This is a genomic window from Muricoccus nepalensis, from assembly GCF_006438825.1.
GTDB classification, from domain to species: domain Bacteria; phylum Pseudomonadota; class Alphaproteobacteria; order Acetobacterales; family Acetobacteraceae; genus Roseomonas; species Roseomonas nepalensis.
This window is the reverse complement of the sequence record NZ_RCZP01000010.1, coordinates 141,438-157,671: the sequence shown is the minus strand read 5'-3', so window position 1 is coordinate 157,671 and position 16,234 is coordinate 141,438. Positions and strand designations below refer to the sequence as shown.

The following is a 16,234-nucleotide window of genomic DNA, read 5'->3' as shown; positions in this document are numbered from 1 at the left end:
GGTGCCGGGCGCGGCCGGGGCGGTGGCGCGGCGGGCGGCGGCGTGGTGGGCGGGGGGGCGACCGGCGGCGGCAGGGGCAGCTCGGCCGCGGCCTCGTCGGGCGGCGGGAGGGGCTCGGGCGGCGGCTCGGCCACGGGAGGCTCAGGCAACGGTGGCTCGGGCAGCGGTGGCTCAGGCCTGGGCTCGGCCATCGCGGGCGCGTCGGGCAGCGGCTCGGCGACCGGCTCCGGCGGCGGGGCCTCGGTGACGGGCGGGGGCTCGGCCGGCGCGAGTTCCGGCGGCGCGGACTCGGCCACGGGCGGCGGGGCCGCGGCCTCGGGAAGCGGCTCGGGGGCGGGCTCGGGCGCCGGCTCCGGGGCGGGCTCCGTCTCCATCTCCACCGCGATCAGGGCGGGCGGCGGCAGCGGCTCGTAGGTCAGCACCAGCGCCAGCGCGCCGAGGTGCAGCAGGGCGGAGACCCCCCAGGCGAGCGGGCGGACGACCCGCCGCCAGCCCCGGCGCGGCGGCGCGGGCGGCGCCGCGGCGGCGGTCGCCAGGGCGGCCTCGAGCAGGCCGTGCGGGGGGGCGGGGAGCGGGGCGGCGCGCGGCCGCTCGGCGAGGAGGCTGTCCACCGGCCGCCGCTCAGCGCGCCGCGGGGGCCGGCTCGGCCTCGGCGATGAGCGAGACGCGGGTGATCCCGGCCTGGGTGACGCGGCCCATCACCCGCAGCACGTCGCCATAAGGCACGCTGCGGTCGCCGCGGACATGGACGGGCGCCTCCGGGTCGGCCTCGTGCAGCGCCTGCAGGCGCCGGGCCAGCGCCTCCTCCGTCACCTCCTCCTCGCGGATGAAGACGTGGTTCCCGGGCGCCACCGTCAGCACCAGCGGCGGGTTGGAGGAGGCGGCGCGGGCCGCCGCGCTGCGGGGCAGGTTCACGGGCACGCCGACCGTCATCAGCGGCGCGGCCACCATGAAGACGATGAGCAGCACGAGCATGACGTCCACCAGGGGCGTCACGTTCATCTCCGCCATGGGCGAGGCGTCGTCGTCGTCCTCGCCCGCGCCGCCGCCGAGGAGCATGGCCATCCGGCGCTACTCCGCCGCCTGGGCGAGCGCGCCGTGGCGGCCGCGCCCGGCGCTCTCCGGCCCGATGGCCGGCGCCCCGGCCGGGAAGCCCGCCTCCCGCGCCGGCGCCGGGCGGCGCGCCATGCCGGCCGCGAGGGCCGCGATGGAGGCCACCGCCCCCTGGCGGATGCGCGCGAAGGTCACGACGAAGCGGTTGTAGGCCATCACGGCGGGGATGGCGGCGGCCAGGCCGATGGCCGTCGCGAAGAGCGCCTCCGCGATGCCCGGCGCCACCACCGCGAGGCTCGTGTCCCCGCTCGCCGCGATGCCGGAGAAGGAGTTCATGATGCCCCAGACCGTGCCGAACAGCCCGACGAAGGGGCCGACGGCGCCGATGGTGGCCAGCAGCGGCAGCCCGGGCTCGGCGGCGCGCAGCGCCGCGGTCAGGGGCGCGCGCATGGCCGCCTCGATCCGCTGGCGGTACTCGCCGCGGCTCTCGGAGGGGTCGCGCCCCTCGTGCCACTCGCGGGCACCGGCCCGGATCGCCTCCGCGGCCATCCCCTCGGCGGGCGGGGTGCCGCCGGCGGCGGCCTCGGCCAGGCGGCGGGCCTCGGCGCGCAGGCGGCGGGCGGCGGCGATCTTCTCGATGATGATTCCCCAGCAGGCGACCGAGGCGAGGGCGAGGAGGACCATCACCGCCTTCACCACCACGTCCGCCTGCAGGAACAGCGCGAGGGGGGAGAGGTCGTGGCCGCCGGTGGGGTTCATCGTCGCTCGTCCCTCGTCTGTCCTGCCCCGGCCCGCCCGGCAGGGGCCGGTCCTGGCCGGCCGAGGGGGTCTCCCGCAGCCGGAGGCCGCGTGCTTACCGCAGGCGGGCCCGGGCCGCAACGCGGTTGAGAACAATTTGCATTTGATTCGGTGCCGCGCCCCCGCCCCCAACTCCCCGTGATGCGCCGGGCGGCGCGCATCCGTCCGCCGCCGCCCGCGTAGAAGCCCCGTGCTGAATCCGGGGCAGGTCCCCTGCCCCGGGCACGCCGCATGGGAAGGAAGCGCGCCATGGCCGACCTGCCGAAGATCGATATCGAGGGCTCGACCGAGCCGGCGGTCGCCCTCGCCCTGCTCCGCATCATCATGGACGCGACGAGGGACAAGGAGACCCACGACCGCGACTGGATCCTCTCGACCTACGCGGACTGCCTGGCCGTCGTCGGCGGCGCCGAGATCGACTACGGCGAGGACGACGAGGAGAAGATCGAGGACGCCTGAGCGCCCCTGCCAGGCCGGGGCCGAGGGTTGCCGCGCGGGTCCGTCGGGGGCAGCTTGCGCCCGGGAACGGCCCGCAAGCGGCCAGGGAACGGGGGACGCGCGACATGGCGGATGGCGGGACGGGCACGGGCGCGCCGGCGGGCTTCTCCTCCCCCGGCTTCTCCTCGCTGGCCCCCATGCTCTCGCCGCGGAGCGTCGCGGTCATCGGCGCCTCGGACGACCCCACGCGCATCGGCGGGCGCCCCCTCTCCTACATGATCTCCCGCGGCTTCGCGGGCCCGGTCTGGCCGGTGAACCCCAAGCGCGACCGCGTGCAGGGCCTGGCCGCCTTCCCCGACGTGGACGCGCTGCCGGGCGTGCCCGACGCCGCCATCGTCGCCGTGCCCGGCGCGCTGGCCGAGGCGGCGGTGGAGGCGCTCGGGCGGCGCGGCTGCCCGGCCGCCATCGTCTTCACCGCCGGCTACGCGGAGGTGGACGAGGCCGGGCAGGCGGCCCAGGCGCGGCTCGTCTCCATCGCGCGCGGCCACGGGATGCGGCTGCTGGGCCCCAACTGCCTCGGCCTGTTCAACGCGCCCCTCGGCTACTTCCCGATCTTCACCGCCTCCTTCGAGAACGGCTGGCCCGCCGAGCCCCTGCCCGGCCGCGGGCGCGTCGGCATCGCCAGCCAGTCCGGCGCCTACGGCACGCACCTCTTCGGCGCGGCCCGCAACCGCGGCATCGCGACCCCCGTGGTGGTCACCACCGGCAACGAGGCCGAGGTGACGCTCGGCGACGTCATCGGCTGGATGGCCGAGGACGACGGCATCGAGGTGATCGCCGCCTATTCCGAGGGCGTGCGCGAGGGCCCGCGCTTCCTGGAGGCGCTGGAGGCGGCGCGGCGGGCACGAAAGCCGGTCGTGATGATGAAGGTCGGCCGCTCCGCGCTCGGCGCCCACGCCGCCCGCTCCCACACCGCGAGCATCGCCGGCGACGACGCGGTGACGGGCGCGGTGCTCGAGGAGTTCGGCGTCCACCGCGCCCGCAACACCGAGGAGATGCTCGACGTCGCCTACGCCGCGACGCCCCGCATCTACCCCGCGCGCAACACGCTCGGCGTCGTCTCCATCTCTGGCGGCGCGGGGGTGATGATCTCGGACGCGGCGGAGGAGCAGGCGATGCCCATGCCGCCCATGCCCGAGGACGCGCAGGAGCGGCTTCGCGTCCTCATCCCCTACTGCAACCCCGCCAACCCCGTGGACTGCACCGCGCAGGTCTTCAACGACATGACCCTCGTCGGCGCCTTCGCCCGCGCCATGGTCGAGGACGGCGGCTACACGAGCCTCATCGCCTTCTTCACCCAGGTCGGCGCCTCGCCCTCGCTGGCGGCCAAGCTCCGCGCGCAGCTCAACGCCGTGCGGGCGGACCACCCGGACCGCCTCTGGGTGCTGAGCGTGCTGGCGCCCCCCGAGCGCGTGCGGGAATACGAGGCCGACGGCTATCTCGTCTTCGAGGACCCCTCCCGCGCCGTGGTGGCGCTGGCCGCCCAGGGCCGCTTCGGCGCCGCCTTCGCCCGCCCCCCGCGCGCCGCCGTGCCGCTCCCCACGGTGACCCTCCCCGCCGAGGCGCCCGACGAGGCCGGCGCCAAGCGCCTGCTGGAGGAAGCGGGCCTTCCCGCCGTGCCCGAGGCCGCGACCGCCGGCGTGGAGGAGGCGGTGGAGGCCGCGCGGCGCATCGGCTTCCCCGTGGTGATGAAGCTTCTCTCGCCCGACATCCTCCACAAGTCCGAGGTCGGCGGCGTGCTGCTCGGGGTCGCGGACGAGGCCGCGGTGCGCGCCGGGCACGCGCGGCTGATGGCCAACGCCGCCGCCAACGCGCCGAGCGCCCGCGTCACCGGCATCCTCGTCGCCCGCCAGGTCAGCGGCGCGGTGGAGGTCGCGCTCGGCATCGCCCGCGACCCGGTTTTCGGCCCCGTGGCCATGGTGGGGCTCGGCGGCGTCTTCATCGAGGTGCTGCGCGACGTGGCGCTGCGCCGCTGCCCCGTGGACGTGACGGAGGCCGAGGCGATGATCCGCTCGCTCCGCGGCTTCCCGCTGCTCGACGGCGCGCGCGGGCGGCCGCGGGCGGACGTGCCGGCCCTGGCCCGCGCCCTCTCCGCCCTCTCGGCCTTCGCCGCCGCGGCGGGGGAGCGGCTGGCCTCGGTGGACGTGAACCCCGTGCTGGTCCTGCCGGAGGGGGAGGGCGCCTTCGCGGCGGACGCGGTGATCGAGCTCGGCTAGGGCGCCGGCCTTGCCCCCCTCCCTTCCCCGGGCGCAATTTCCCCCCATGCAGGACCCCACCCCCCGCGTGATCCCCCGCGTGATCCCTGGCCGCCCCGTCATCGTCTTCGACACCGAGACCACCGGCTGCACCCGCGACGACCGCGTGGTCTCCCTCGGCGCCGTGCGGCTGGATGCCGTGCTGGAGCCCGAGGCCACGCTGCACCTCGTCTTCGCGCCGGGAATCCGCTGCCACTTCGGCGCCTACCGCGTGCACGGCCTGTCGGACGCCTACCTCGCGCGCCAGGCGCCGTTCTCCGCCCACGCCGCGGAGGTCGCGGATTTCTTCGGCGGCGCGGTGGGCTGCGCGCACAACCTCTCCTTCGACCGCCGGATGCTCGGCGGCGAGTTCGAGCGCCTGGAGCTTCCCCATCCCTGGGAGGGCGAGTTCTGCACCACGCTCGCCTGGCGCCGGCACCGCCCCGGGGAGCGCTCCGGCCTCGCCCACGCCTCCGCCGCCTGCGGCCTCGCGCGCGAGACGGCGTTGCACGGCGCGCTGGAGGACGCCTGGCTCGCCGCCAACCTGCTGCGCGCCCTGCACGGGCTCGACCCCGCGCCGATGCGCCTGCACGGCTTCACGAATGACCTGACGGGGGAGATGGCCGCGTGATCGGCGCGCGCGCGGAGCGGTTCCGGGCGCTGCACGACGCCGGCTGCTTCGCCCTGCCCAACGCCTGGGACGCCGGCAGCGCGCGCCTGATGGCGGGCCTCGGCTTCGAGGCCGTGGCGACGACCTCCGCCGGCCTCGCCTTCCACCTCGGGCGGCGGGACGGCGAGGCGGCGGTGACGCGCGCGGAGGCGCTCGGGAACGCGCGCGCCCTCATCGCCGCGGTGGACCTCCCCGTCTCGGCCGACCTCGAGGACGGCTTCGGCCCCTCGCCGGAGGAGGTCGCGGCCACGGTGACCGCGGCGGCGCAGGCCGGGCTCTGCGGCTGCACCATCGAGGACACGACGGCCGACCCCGCGCGCCCCATCCACGACTTCGACGCCGCCGTGGCCCGCGTGGCCGCCGCCGTGCAGGCCACGCGGGCCGCGCCGCACCCCTTCGTGCTGACCGCCCGCGCCGAGAACTTCCTCCACGGCCGCCCCGACCTCGACGACACGCTGCGCCGCCTCGCGGCCTTCGCCGAGGCCGGCGCGAGCTGCCTCTACGCGCCGGGCCTGCCCGACGAGAGCGCGATCCGCGCCGTGGTGCGAGCGGTCGCGCCCCGCCCGGTGAACGTGCTCATCGGCCCCCGCAGCGGCGCGGTGCCGCTCGACCGCCTAGCCGCCCTCGGCGTGCGCCGGGTCAGCGTCGGCGGCGCCCTCGCCCGCGCGGCCTACGGCGCGGCGCTGGAGGCCGGGCGGGCGCTCGCGCGCGGCGACATGGCCGCCATTGCCGCGCTGACCCCCTACGGCGAGATCGCGCCCCACATGCGTTCAGGAGAGAGACCGACGTGATCGACAAGATCGTCCGCGACATGGCGGCCGCGATGGAGGGCGTGCGCGACGGCAGCACGGTGCTGATCGGCGGCTTCGGCGCGGCCGGCCAGCCCGACGACCTCATCGACGGGCTGATCGAGCAGGGCGCGAAGGACCTCACCGTCGTCTGCAACAACGCGGGCTCCGGCCGCACGGGCCTCGCGCGGCTGATGGAGCTCGGGCGCGTCCGCAAGATCATCTGCTCCTTCCCGCGCAGCGCGGGCTCCGTCGTGTTCGAGGAGCTGTACAAGGCCGGGCGGATCGAGCTCGAGATCGTCCCCCAGGGCACGCTGGCCGAGCGGATGCGCGCGGCCGGCGCCGGCATCCCCGCCTTCTACACGCCCACCGCCGCCGGCACGAAGCTCGCCCAGGGCAAGGAGACCCGCGAGTTCAACGGCCGCCCCCACGTCATGGAGCTCGCCCTGCCCGGCGACGTGGCGCTGGTCGAGGCCTGGGAGGCGGATCGCTGGGGCAACCTCACCTACCGCCGCAGCGGACGGAACTTCAACCCGGTGATGGCCATGGCGGCCGCGCTCACCATCGTGCAGGCGCAGCACATCGTGGAGCTCGGCGCCATCGAGGGCGAGGAAGTCATCACGCCCGGCATCTTCGTCAACCGCGTGGTCAACGTGCGCCGCGGCGCGCCGTGGGCCTGAAGGAGGAGCGCGCGATGCAACCCTGGTCCCGCACCCAGATGGCCGGCCGCGCCGCGGTCGACATCCCCGACGGCTGGTACTGCAACCTCGGCATCGGCATGCCGACCCTCATCGCCGACCACATCCCGGAGGGGCGGGAGGTGGTGCTGCACTCCGAGAACGGCATCCTCGGCATGGGCCCGGCGCCGGAGAAGGGGCAGGAGGACTGGTGGCTGATCAACGCGGGCAAGCAGCCAGTCACGCTGCACCCCGGCGGGTCGTACTTCCACCACGCCGACAGCTTCGGCATGATCCGCGGCGGGCACATCGACCTCTGCGTGCTCGGCGCCTTCGAGGTGGCGGCGAACGGCGACATCGCCAACTGGGCGACGAGCGAGAACGACAGCGCGCCCGCCGTCGGCGGCGCGATGGACCTGGCCGCCGGCGCCAAGCGCGTCTGGGTGATGATGGAGCACACGACCAAGGACGGCCGCCCGAAGCTGGTGGAAGCCTGCTCCTACCCGCTGACCGCGATGCGCGCGGTCTCGCGTGTCTACACCAACCTCGCGGTGCTCGACGTGACGGAGGCGGGCTTCGCCGTGCGCGACCTCGCGCCGGGCGTGACGATGGAGCACCTGCGCTCCGTCACGGCCGCGCCGCTCGCCGACGCGCGCGAGGCCGTGGCGTGAGCGCGGCGCTTTCCATGCCGGACGGCATGGCGCTCCGCGAGGCGCGCGACGGCGCGGTTCTGACGCTGACCCTCGACTACCCCGCGCGCCGCAACGCGCTCGCCCTTCCGCTGCGCGAGCGCATGGCGGACGTGCTGGAGGCCGTGGAGAGCGACCCCTCCGTCCACGCCATCGTCATCACCGGCGCCGGCGGCGTCTTCTGCTCGGGCGGCGACATCTCCTCGATGGACGTGCCGGACGCGCTGGCCGGGCGCGAGCGTCTCCGGCGCGCGCACCGCACGATCCGGCTGCTCGCCGCCGGCACCAAGCCCGTGGTCGCCGCCGTGGAGGGCTGGTGCGTCGGCGCCGGGCTCTCGCTCGCCCTCGCCTGCGACCTCGTCGTCGCGGCCGAGGACGCGCGCTTCATGGCGGGCTTCGGCAAGGTCGGGCTGATGGGCGACCTCGGCCTGCCCTTCACCCTGCCCGCCCGCGTCGGCGCCGGGCGCGCGCGGCGCATCCTCATGCTGCACGAGCAGATCGCGGCGCCCGAGGCCGAGCGGATCGGCCTCGTGGACGAGGTGGTGCCCGCTGGCGGGGCCCTCGCCGCCGCGACCGAGCGCGCGCGCTTCCTGGCCGAGCAGGCGCCGGCGCCGATGGCGCTGACCAAGTCCATGCTCGCGGCCGGGCTGGACGCGGCGCTGGAGGTGGAGCGCCACCACCAGGCGACGCTGTTCCTCACCGCCGACCACCGCGAGGGCCGCACGGCCTTCATGGAGAAGCGCAAGCCGCGCTTCGGGGGCTGAGGGCCAGGCGAGGGATGGAGCGAGCATGACCGATCACTGGCGCCTCACCGCAGGCGAGATCGCCGCTCGCGTCCGCGCGCGCGACCTGACGGCCGAGGAGGTGGCGCGCGACGCCCTGGCGCGGATCGAGGCCGCCAACCCCGCCATCAACGCCGTCGTGCAGTTCATGCCGGAGGAGGCCCTCGCCGCCGCCCGCGCGGTGGACGCCGCGATCGCGCGCGGGGAGGACCCGGGGCCGCTCGCGGGCGTGCCCGTCACCACCAAGGTGAACGTGGACCAGAAGGGCTTCGCCACCACCAACGGGCTCCGCATCCAGAAGGACCTCGTCGCCAACGCCGACAACCCGGTGGTCGCCAACCTGCGCCGCGCGGGCGCGGTGATCGTCGGGCGGACCAACACGCCGGCCTTCTCGCTCCACTGGTTCACGCGCAACTCGCTGCACGGCCACACGCGCAACCCTCGCAACCCCGCCCTCACCCCCGGCGGCTCCTCGGGCGGCGCCGCGGCCTCGGTCGCGGCCGGGATCGGGGCGATCGCGCACGGCACGGACATCGGCGGCTCCATCCGCTACCCCGCCTACGCCTGCGGCGTGCACGGGCTGCGCCCCACCATCGGCCGCGTGCCCGCCTGGAACCCCGGCGGCGCGGAGCGGGCGATCGGGGCGCAGCTCATGGCCGTCTCGGGCCCGATCGCGCGCAGCATCGCCGATATCCGCCTCGCCCTCGCGGCCATGGCGATGCCGGACGCGCGCGATCCCTGGTGGGTGCCCGCGCCGCTGGAGGGACCGGCCTTCCCGAAGCGCGCCGCCCTCTGCGTCCGCCCCGAGGGGATGCCGACCACCCCCGCCGTCGAGGCCGCCCTGCGCGACGCCGGGCGCCGGCTGCAGGACGCCGGCTGGACGGTGGTCGAGACCCCCCTGCCGCCGCTGCGCGAGCCCGGGCGGCTCCAGGCCATGCTCTGGCTCGCCGAGAGCCGCCGCGGGCTGAAGAAGGCGTTGCTGGAGGAGGACGACCCCGACGCGACCTTCGTCTTCGCTCAGATGGAGCGCCTCTGCCCCGCGCCCGACATGAACGCCTTCCAGGACGCGCTCCAGGTCCGGGCGGGCTTCGCGCGCGAGTGGAACCTCTTCCTCGAGCGCTACCCCGTCGCCCTCATGCCCGTCTCGGCCGAGCCGCCCTTCCCCGACCTGCTGGACCTCGAGTCGCCTGAGGCCTTCGACCGGGTGGTGGAGGCCATCCTGCCGCAGCTCGGCCTGCCGCTGATGAGCCTGCCGGGGCTCACGGTGACGACCGACGCCTCGGGCCCGGCCCCGCTCGGCGTGCAGCTCGTCGGCGGCCGCTACCGAGAGGACATCCTGCTCGCGGCCGGCACCGTCATCGAGGCGGCGGGGCCGCCCCTCGCGCCCGTGGACCCCGTCCGGGCCTAGGGCCGTCGCGCCGCCGAATCAGATCGTCCCTCAACCCGCGCCCCCTCCCCACGTTTGGACCCCCGCGGGCCGCACGGCGCCGCGGCCCCATGGATCAACGAGGAGAGACACTATGGACAGCGATCGCATCATCGGCGCCGGCAAGTCCGCGGCGGGCGACGTTCAGGAGGGCATCGGCAGCCTCATCGGCGACAACCGCACCCAGGCCGAGGGCAAGATGAACCAGGCCAAGGGCGAGGCGCAGAACCAGATCGGCCAGCTCGAGGACTACATCCGCGACCAGCCGCTGACCGCCGCCGCCATCGCGGTCGGCTTCGGCTGGCTGCTCGGGCGCCTGCGCATCATCTGATCCGGACCGCCGCGCGGACCCCGGCCGGGCGCCTCCTGGGTTATCTCCCGGGGCGCCACGGCCGGGATGCCGGGGACGGCCGTTGCCGAAAGGCGCCGGCCGGCCCCGGCGCGCGCCGTGGGGACTTCGCATGATCACCATCCACCACCTGAACAACTCCCGCTCCCAGCGCGTGCTCTGGCTGCTGGAGGAGCTGGGCGTCCCCTACGAAATCCGCCGCTACGAGCGCGACGCCGCCACGATGCTCGCGCCCGAGGCGCTGCGCGCCGTCCACCCGCTCGGCAAGGCGCCCGTGCTGGCCGAGGGCGACCTCGTGGTGGCCGAGACCGGCGCGATCGTCGAGTACATCCTCGAGCGCCACGGCGCGGGCCGCCTTGCCCCCGCGCGCGACGGCGCGGACTGGTGGCGCTTCCGCCACTGGATGCACCACGCGGAGGGCTCGGCCATGCCGCCGCTGGTCATGTCGCTCGTTCTCGGCCGCCTGCCCGCGGGCCTGCCGCCCGCCGCGCAGCCGATGGCGCGGGGGATGGTGGAGGGCCTGCAGGCGGGCTTCCTCGCCCCCAACCTCGAGCGGCTGAAGACCTACTGGCACGAGGCCCTGGCCGCGACCGGCTGGTTCGCGGGGCCGGAAATGACCGCCGCCGACATCATGATGAGCTTCCCGCTGGAGGCCGCCGCCTCCCGCTCCCCCTTCGGCGAGGCGCGGCCGAACCCCGGCGCCTTCCTCGCCCGCGTCCACACGCGCCCCGCCTACCAGCGGGCGCTGGAGCGCGGCGGGCCCTACGCCTACGCCTGAGGGGCGCTCACAGCAGCCCTTCCCGCCGGAAGGAAAGGTGCCGCCCCTTCCCGATGATGAGGTGGTCGTGCACCACCACCGAGAAGACCTCCCCCGCCGTGCGGATCTCCTTCGTCATCTCGATGTCCGCCCGGCTCGGCGTCGGGTCGCCGCTCGGGTGGTTGTGGACGAGGATCAGCGCCGTCGCGTGCAGGTCCAGCGCGCGGCGGATGACCTCGCGCGGGTAGACGGGCGTGTGGTTCACCGTGCCCTTCGCCTGCGCCTCGTCCGCGATGAGGCGGTTCTTGCTGTCGAGGAACAGGATGCGGAACTGCTCCACCTTCTCGCGCGAGAGGGCGGCGCTGAGATAGGCGATCAGCCGGTCCCAGTTGTTGAGCACCGGCTGCTCCAACACCTCCGCCTTCGCCAGGCGCAGCGCGGCCGCCTGCACGAGCTTCAGCGCCGCCACGCTGTGCTCGCCGAGGCCGCGCGTGGCCAGCAGCTCCGCCTGGGACGCCGCGAGCACGCCGGCGAAGCTGCCGTACTGGTTGATCAGCGCCTTCGCGAGCGGCTTGGTGTCGCCCGTCTTGAAGGCGAAGAAGAGCAGCATCTCGAGAAGCTCGTAGTCGGCCAGCGCGTCCGGCCCGCGCTCCAGGAGCTTCGCCCGCATCCGGGAGCGATGCCCCTGCGGCCCCGTGCTCGGAAAGGGGCTCGGGAAGGAACTCGCCTCGGGCACGATGCCGGCCACGCCCCGCGCCAGCGCCTCGCCCGCCCCGGCCAGCATCCCCTTGCGCCCGGGCGGCCGGCCCGGGCCCCGCCGCGCGCGGCCGGTATCGCTGGGGCCGGCCTCCCCCAGCCCGATCTCTCCCAGCGCGCCTCCCCCGAACACGGGCTCGGCGGTGCTCATCTCGCCGGAGGGCAGGAAGCGCGGCGCCCGGCCGAACTCGCGCCCGCTCAGGTCCTCGGCGAAGCCGCGGCGCGCCGGGCCGGCGGGGGCCTCGGCGTAGAGCAGCGCGGGCGCCGCCTTGGGCCGTCTGCGCCCGCCGAAGATCCGTCCCAGCCACATGCCCCGCACCCCGTTTTGGTCGCCGGCGCCCCGTCCTGGTGGCGCCTTCGTATCATTCCTCCACCGGAAGTTGCGCTCAAGCGATCATTGCTCGGCTTCTCGATTCGTTCCGGTATTGAACACAACTTTGTGAGAGGCGGGGCGCGCCCGGGCACCCAAGGCCGCCACGGGCGGCCGGGCGGGGCCGCCGGGCGCGGCCAAGTAACGCTTCCCGAGTCGCCCTGCCGACCCCAGAATAAGAGGATGGCCTCTCCGCTCGCGTCCCCGCACGACACGCCCGACCCCGACTTCGCCGACCTGCTGGCACAACGGCCCCACCTGCGCGCCCATGTGCTGGACGGCCTGGTGATGGACGACGTGCCGCTGGTGAACATCGCCCGCGAGGCCGGCACGCCCACCTGGGTCTACTCCGCCGCCACGCTGCGCCGCCGCCACGCGGCGCTGCGGGACGCGCTGCGGGAGGCCGGGCTCGCGGCCTCTATCCACTTCGCGGCGAAGGCGAACGACAGCCTCGCCGTGCTGCGCGTCCTCGGCGACGAGGGAGCGGGGGCGGACGTGGTGAGCGAGGGCGAGCTTCGCGCGGCCCGCGCCGCCGGCATCCCGGCGTCCCGCATCGTCTTCTCCGGCGTCGGCAAGTCCGCGCGCGAGATCGCCCTCGCGCTGGAGGAGGGCATCCTCCAGATCAACGCCGAGAGCGCGGAGGAGGTGGAGCGCATCGCCGAGGTCGCCGCCGCCACGGGCCGCGAGGCGCCGGTCACCCTCCGCATCAACCCCGACGTGGACGCCCGCACCCACGCGAAGATCTCCACCGGCCTCGCCGAGAACAAGTTCGGCATCGCCTACGGGGACGCCGCCGCGCTCTACGCCCGCATGGCCTCCCTGCCGGGCATCCGCCCCACGGGGCTGGCCGTGCACATCGGCAGCCAGATCACCGAGGGCATGGCCGCCTACCGCGCGGCCTACGCCCGCGTCGCGGACCTCGCGCGCGCCCTGCTCGCGCGCGGGTTGCCGATCGAGCGGCTGGACTGCGGCGGCGGCCTCGGCATCCCCTACCGCGACGAGATCGCCCCCACCCCCGCCGCGCTGGCCGGCGCCATCCGCGCCACCCTCGGCCCGCTCGGCCTGCCGGTGATGCTCGAGCCCGGCCGCTGGATCGCGGGGCCTGCGGGCGTCCTGCTGGCCTCCGTGGTGCTGCAGAAGCGCGGGCAGAACCGCCGCTTCGTGGTGCTGGACGCCGCCATGAACGACCTCGTCCGCCCCGCCATGTACGAGGCCTGGCACGGCATCCTGCCGCTCGCCCCCGACGCCCTGCACGCGCCGCTGGCCCCCGCCGACGTGGTGGGCCCGGTCTGCGAGACCGGCGACACCTTCGCGCGGGGTCGGGCCCTGCCGGACCTGCCGCCCGGCGCGCTCGTCGCCTTCCTCGACGCCGGGGCCTACGGCGCCACCATGTCCTCCACCTACAACGCCCGTCCCCTGGCCGCGGAGGTGCTGGTGGACGGCCACCGCTGGGCGGTGACGCGCCCGCGCCAGTCGCACGAGGCGCTGCTGGCGAACCAGGTCGTGCCGGACTGGCTCGGGGCCGCCGCGTGAGCCCGCCCGGGCCGGGCGCGCCGGAAGCCGGGCGGGCGCTGCGCCGCCTGGGCCGGCTGCGCGCCCGGGCCCGGGCCGCGCTGTTCTGGGAGGCCCTCTGGCCGCGGCTCTGGCCCGTGCTGGGGGTGGTCGGGGTCTTCCTCGTCCTCGCCCTCTCGGGCGTCTTCCTGCTGCTGCACCCGCTGCCGCACCTCGTCCTCATCGCGGTGCTCATCACCGCGCTCATCGTCGCCGCTCTCCGCGGGCTGCGCGGCCTCGCCCTGCCGGACGAGCCGGCGGCGGACCGGCGGCTGGAGCGCGCCTCCGGGCTGCCGCACCGCCCGCTCGCCACGCTGCACGACCGGCCCGCGGGGGGCGACGCGGCCGCGCTCGCCCTCTGGCAGGTCCACCAGGCGCGGGAGGCCGCGCGGATCCGCGCGCTGCGCGCCGGCGCGCCCCGCCCCGGCCTTCCCGCCCGCGACCCCCGCGCGCTGCGGATCGGCCTCGCGGTCGCGCTGGTCGCCGCCCTCGTCGCCGCGGGGCCGGAGGCGCCGGAGCGCCTGCGCCGCGCCCTCTGGCCCGACGCCCCCGCGGCCGCCCCTGGCCTCGCCGCGCGGCTGGAGGCCTGGGTGACACCGCCCGCCTACACCGGCGCCGCCCCCCTCTTCCTCGACCCCGCCGGCGGCGCGGTGACGGTGCCGGCCGGCAGCCGCCTGCGCGCGGCGCTCTCGGGCGGCGCCGGCGCGCCCGAGCTTCTGCGGGACGGCGAGCCCGCCGCCCCCTTCCAGGCCCTCGGCCCCGGCAGCCACAGCGCGGAGCTGCCGCTCGACGCCGCCGGGCGGATCGCCGTCCGCCAGAGCGGGCGGGAGGTCGCGGCTTGGTCCGTCGCCGTTCAGGCCGACGCGCCGCCGCGCATCGCCTTCGCCGAGCCCCCCGCCCCGGCCGCGCGCGGCCTCGCCACGCGCCTGCCCTGGCGCGCCGAGGACGACTGGGGGGTGGCCAGCGCCGGCGCCGAGATGCGCCTCGCCGCGCGCCCCGACGCGCCGCCGCTCGCCCTCGACCTGCCGCTGCCGCCGGGCGCGCCCAAGGCCCCGCGCGGCGTCGCGCAGCCCGACCTCTCCGCCCATCCCTGGGCCGGCCTGCCCGTGCGCGTCACCCTGCTGGCGCGGGACGGCGCCGGGCAGGAGGGCCGCTCGGAGGAGGCGGGGCTCACCCTGCCGGAGCGCGCCTTCAACCACCCGGTCGCGCGCGGGCTGATCCTCCTCCGCAAGGGCCTCTCGCTCGACCCCGCGGCGCGGGCGCCGGCGATGGAGGGGCTGGACCGGCTGGCGGAGCGGCCCGAGGCCTTCGAGAACGACACCGCCACCGCCCTCGCCCTGCGCTCCGCCCGCGCGCGGCTGGAGGGCGACCGCCGCCCCGAGGCGGTGGGCGAGGTGCAGCAGACGATGTGGGAGACCGCCCTCGCCCTCGAGGAAGGCCGCGCCGACCGCACCGCCCGCGCCCTGGCCGAGACGCGCGAGCGCCTGCGCGAGGCGCTGCGCGAGCGCCAGGAGCAGGAGCGCGAGCGCGCCGAGGAGCGGCGCGAGGCGGAGGCGCGCGAGGCCGAGGAGCGCCGCCAGGACGAGGCGAGCCGGAACGGGGCCCAGGAGAACGAGGCGCAGCAGAACGAGGCGCAGGAGAACCAGGCGGGCCAGCCACCCGGCGAGAACCGGCAGGCCGCCCGCGAGCAGCAGCGGCGGCAGGAGGCTGAGCGCCGCGAGGCCGAGAGGGCCCAGCGCGACGCGCAGCGCGACGCCGCCCGCACCGAGACCGAGCGCCGCATCCAGGAGCTGCGCGAGGCCGTGCGCCGCCACCTCGACGCCCTGGCCGAGCGCATCCAGCGCGAGAACGGCGAGAACCCGCCCGAGGGCTCCCCGCCCCAGGCCCGGCCGCAGGACCGGCGCGAGGCCGACCGCCGCACCGACCGCATGCGCGAGCAGAACCGCCAGGACCGCCCCGAGGACGCCGAGCGCGAGCTGGCCGAGCTCGAGAAGATGCTGGAGGACCTCGAGAACGGCCAGATGGCCCAGAACAACCGCGAGGAGCGCCGCCAGCGCCGCGAGCGCGGCCAACAGCAGATGGGCGTGATCCAGGACATGGTGCGCCGCGAATCCGGCCTTCTCGACGGCGCCCACCGCCGCGGCGAGGCCGAGGCCGCCCGGCGCGAGCGGGAGCGCCGCCAGTCCTTCCCCTGGAACCGCAACCTGCCGCCCGATCCCCCGGCCCAGGCCCCCGTGCCGGACGCCGCGGCCGAGGCGCGCGTGCAGCGGGCGCTCCGCCGCGCGCTCGGCGAGCTGATGCAGCAGCAGGGCGACCTGACCGGCGAGGTCCCCGCTCCCCTCGGCCGCGCCGACCAGGCGATGCGCGAGAGCGCGGAGGCCCTCGGCACCGGCACCGACCCCCGCCCCCACCAGGAGCGCGCCATCCGCGAACTCTCGGAGGGCGGCCGGCAGATGGCCCAGCGCATGCAGCGCCAGTTCGGCCGGCCCGACCGCCCCCAGCCCGGCGAGGGGGAGGGCGACGGCGAGGGGGAGGGCCAGGGCGACGCCATGGCCGACGGCTCCGAGGGCGGCGGCGAGGGCCAGGACCGCATGGCCCAGAACGGCGAGGGGCGCGACCCTCTCGGCCGCCGCCTGCGCGAGGGCACCGGCACCGCGGAGGAGGGCGGCGACACCCGCGTGCCCGAGGAGGCCGAGATGCTCCGCACCCGCCGCCTGCAGGAGGAGCTCCGCCGCCGCCACGCCGAGCGCGAGCGCCCGGCCCAGGAGCTGGACTACATCGACCGCCTGCTCCGCCTCTTCTGAGGCGGCGCTGGTCTCCCAGCAAAGGACCCGCC

15 protein-coding genes and 1 pseudogene are annotated in these 16,234 nt (G+C 76.5%); 12 read left to right on the top strand and 4 right to left on the bottom strand.

Going from position 1 to position 16,234, the window contains the following annotated elements; all coding sequences use genetic code 11:
• From EAH89_RS13015 to EAH89_RS13005, 3 genes and pseudogenes are all read right to left on the bottom strand, one after another.
• A pseudogene (locus EAH89_RS13015) lies at positions 1-611 on the bottom strand (hypothetical protein); the annotation flags it as partial.
• 10 nt (positions 612-621) lie between these two features.
• The gene (locus tag EAH89_RS13010) at positions 622-1,065 is read right to left on the bottom strand and encodes an ExbD/TolR family protein (protein ID WP_140883689.1); all 444 of its coding nucleotides are present in this window, start codon (positions 1,063-1,065) and stop codon (positions 622-624) included.
• Between the two features lie 6 nt (positions 1,066-1,071).
• Positions 1,072-1,812, bottom strand: coding sequence for a MotA/TolQ/ExbB proton channel family protein (locus EAH89_RS13005; protein ID WP_140883687.1), 741 nt, complete (start codon positions 1,810-1,812; stop codon positions 1,072-1,074).
• A 288-nt stretch (positions 1,813-2,100) separates the two neighbouring features.
• On the opposite strand from EAH89_RS13005, the gene EAH89_RS31225 reads away from it, so the two are divergent.
• The 10 genes from EAH89_RS31225 (at position 2,101) to EAH89_RS12955 (ending at position 10,742) form a co-directional block, all read left to right on the top strand.
• Positions 2,101-2,310, top strand: coding sequence for a hypothetical protein (locus EAH89_RS31225; RefSeq protein WP_161993568.1), 210 nt, complete (start codon positions 2,101-2,103; stop codon positions 2,308-2,310).
• A gap of 104 nt (positions 2,311-2,414) precedes the next feature.
• On the top strand, positions 2,415-4,565 hold the full coding sequence (locus tag EAH89_RS12995) for an acetate--CoA ligase family protein (RefSeq protein ID WP_206667540.1): 2,151 nt from the start codon (positions 2,415-2,417) through the stop codon (positions 4,563-4,565).
• Positions 4,566-4,611: 46 nt separating this feature from the next.
• Positions 4,612-5,214: a 3'-5' exonuclease gene (locus EAH89_RS12990; RefSeq protein WP_140883682.1), complete on the top strand. Its 603-nt coding sequence runs from the start codon at positions 4,612-4,614 to the stop codon at positions 5,212-5,214.
• Complete coding sequence (locus tag EAH89_RS12985) at positions 5,211-6,044, top strand: isocitrate lyase/PEP mutase family protein (protein WP_140883680.1); 834 nt, start codon at positions 5,211-5,213, stop codon at positions 6,042-6,044. The genes EAH89_RS12990 and EAH89_RS12985 overlap by 4 nt, the downstream gene beginning before the upstream one ends.
• Complete coding sequence (locus EAH89_RS12980) at positions 6,041-6,721, top strand: 3-oxoacid CoA-transferase subunit A (RefSeq protein ID WP_140883677.1); 681 nt, start codon at positions 6,041-6,043, stop codon at positions 6,719-6,721. The genes EAH89_RS12985 and EAH89_RS12980 overlap by 4 nt, the downstream gene beginning before the upstream one ends.
• Positions 6,722-6,735: 14 nt before the next feature.
• A complete protein-coding gene (locus tag EAH89_RS12975) occupies positions 6,736-7,389 on the top strand; it encodes a 3-oxoacid CoA-transferase subunit B (RefSeq protein ID WP_140883674.1) in 654 nt (217 codons plus the stop codon).
• On the top strand, positions 7,386-8,171 hold the full coding sequence (locus tag EAH89_RS12970) for an enoyl-CoA hydratase/isomerase family protein (protein WP_241667000.1): 786 nt from the start codon (positions 7,386-7,388) through the stop codon (positions 8,169-8,171). Before EAH89_RS12975 ends, EAH89_RS12970 begins: the two co-directional genes overlap by 4 nt.
• A gap of 25 nt (positions 8,172-8,196) precedes the next feature.
• A complete protein-coding gene (locus EAH89_RS12965; protein WP_140883672.1) occupies positions 8,197-9,597 on the top strand; it encodes an amidase family protein in 1,401 nt (466 codons plus the stop codon).
• Between the two features lie 112 nt (positions 9,598-9,709).
• On the top strand, positions 9,710-9,946 hold the full coding sequence (locus EAH89_RS12960) for a CsbD family protein (RefSeq protein ID WP_140883669.1): 237 nt from the start codon (positions 9,710-9,712) through the stop codon (positions 9,944-9,946).
• Between the two features lie 130 nt (positions 9,947-10,076).
• A complete protein-coding gene (locus EAH89_RS12955; protein ID WP_140883667.1) occupies positions 10,077-10,742 on the top strand; it encodes a glutathione S-transferase family protein in 666 nt (221 codons plus the stop codon).
• A gap of 7 nt (positions 10,743-10,749) precedes the next feature.
• On the opposite strand, the gene radC is transcribed toward EAH89_RS12955, so the two are convergent.
• The gene (gene radC, locus EAH89_RS12950) at positions 10,750-11,787 is read right to left on the bottom strand and encodes a RadC family protein (protein ID WP_408906292.1); all 1,038 of its coding nucleotides are present in this window, start codon (positions 11,785-11,787) and stop codon (positions 10,750-10,752) included.
• Between the two features lie 243 nt (positions 11,788-12,030).
• On the opposite strand from radC, the gene lysA reads away from it, so the two are divergent.
• Both lysA and EAH89_RS12940 read left to right on the top strand, forming a co-directional pair.
• Positions 12,031-13,380, top strand: a complete 1,350-nt coding sequence (gene lysA / locus EAH89_RS12945) for a diaminopimelate decarboxylase (protein WP_140883664.1) — start codon at positions 12,031-12,033, stop codon at positions 13,378-13,380.
• Complete coding sequence (locus tag EAH89_RS12940; RefSeq protein ID WP_140883661.1) at positions 13,377-16,202, top strand: DUF4175 domain-containing protein; 2,826 nt, start codon at positions 13,377-13,379, stop codon at positions 16,200-16,202. Before lysA ends, EAH89_RS12940 begins: the two co-directional genes overlap by 4 nt.
• The last annotated feature ends 32 nt before the right edge of the window (positions 16,203-16,234 follow it).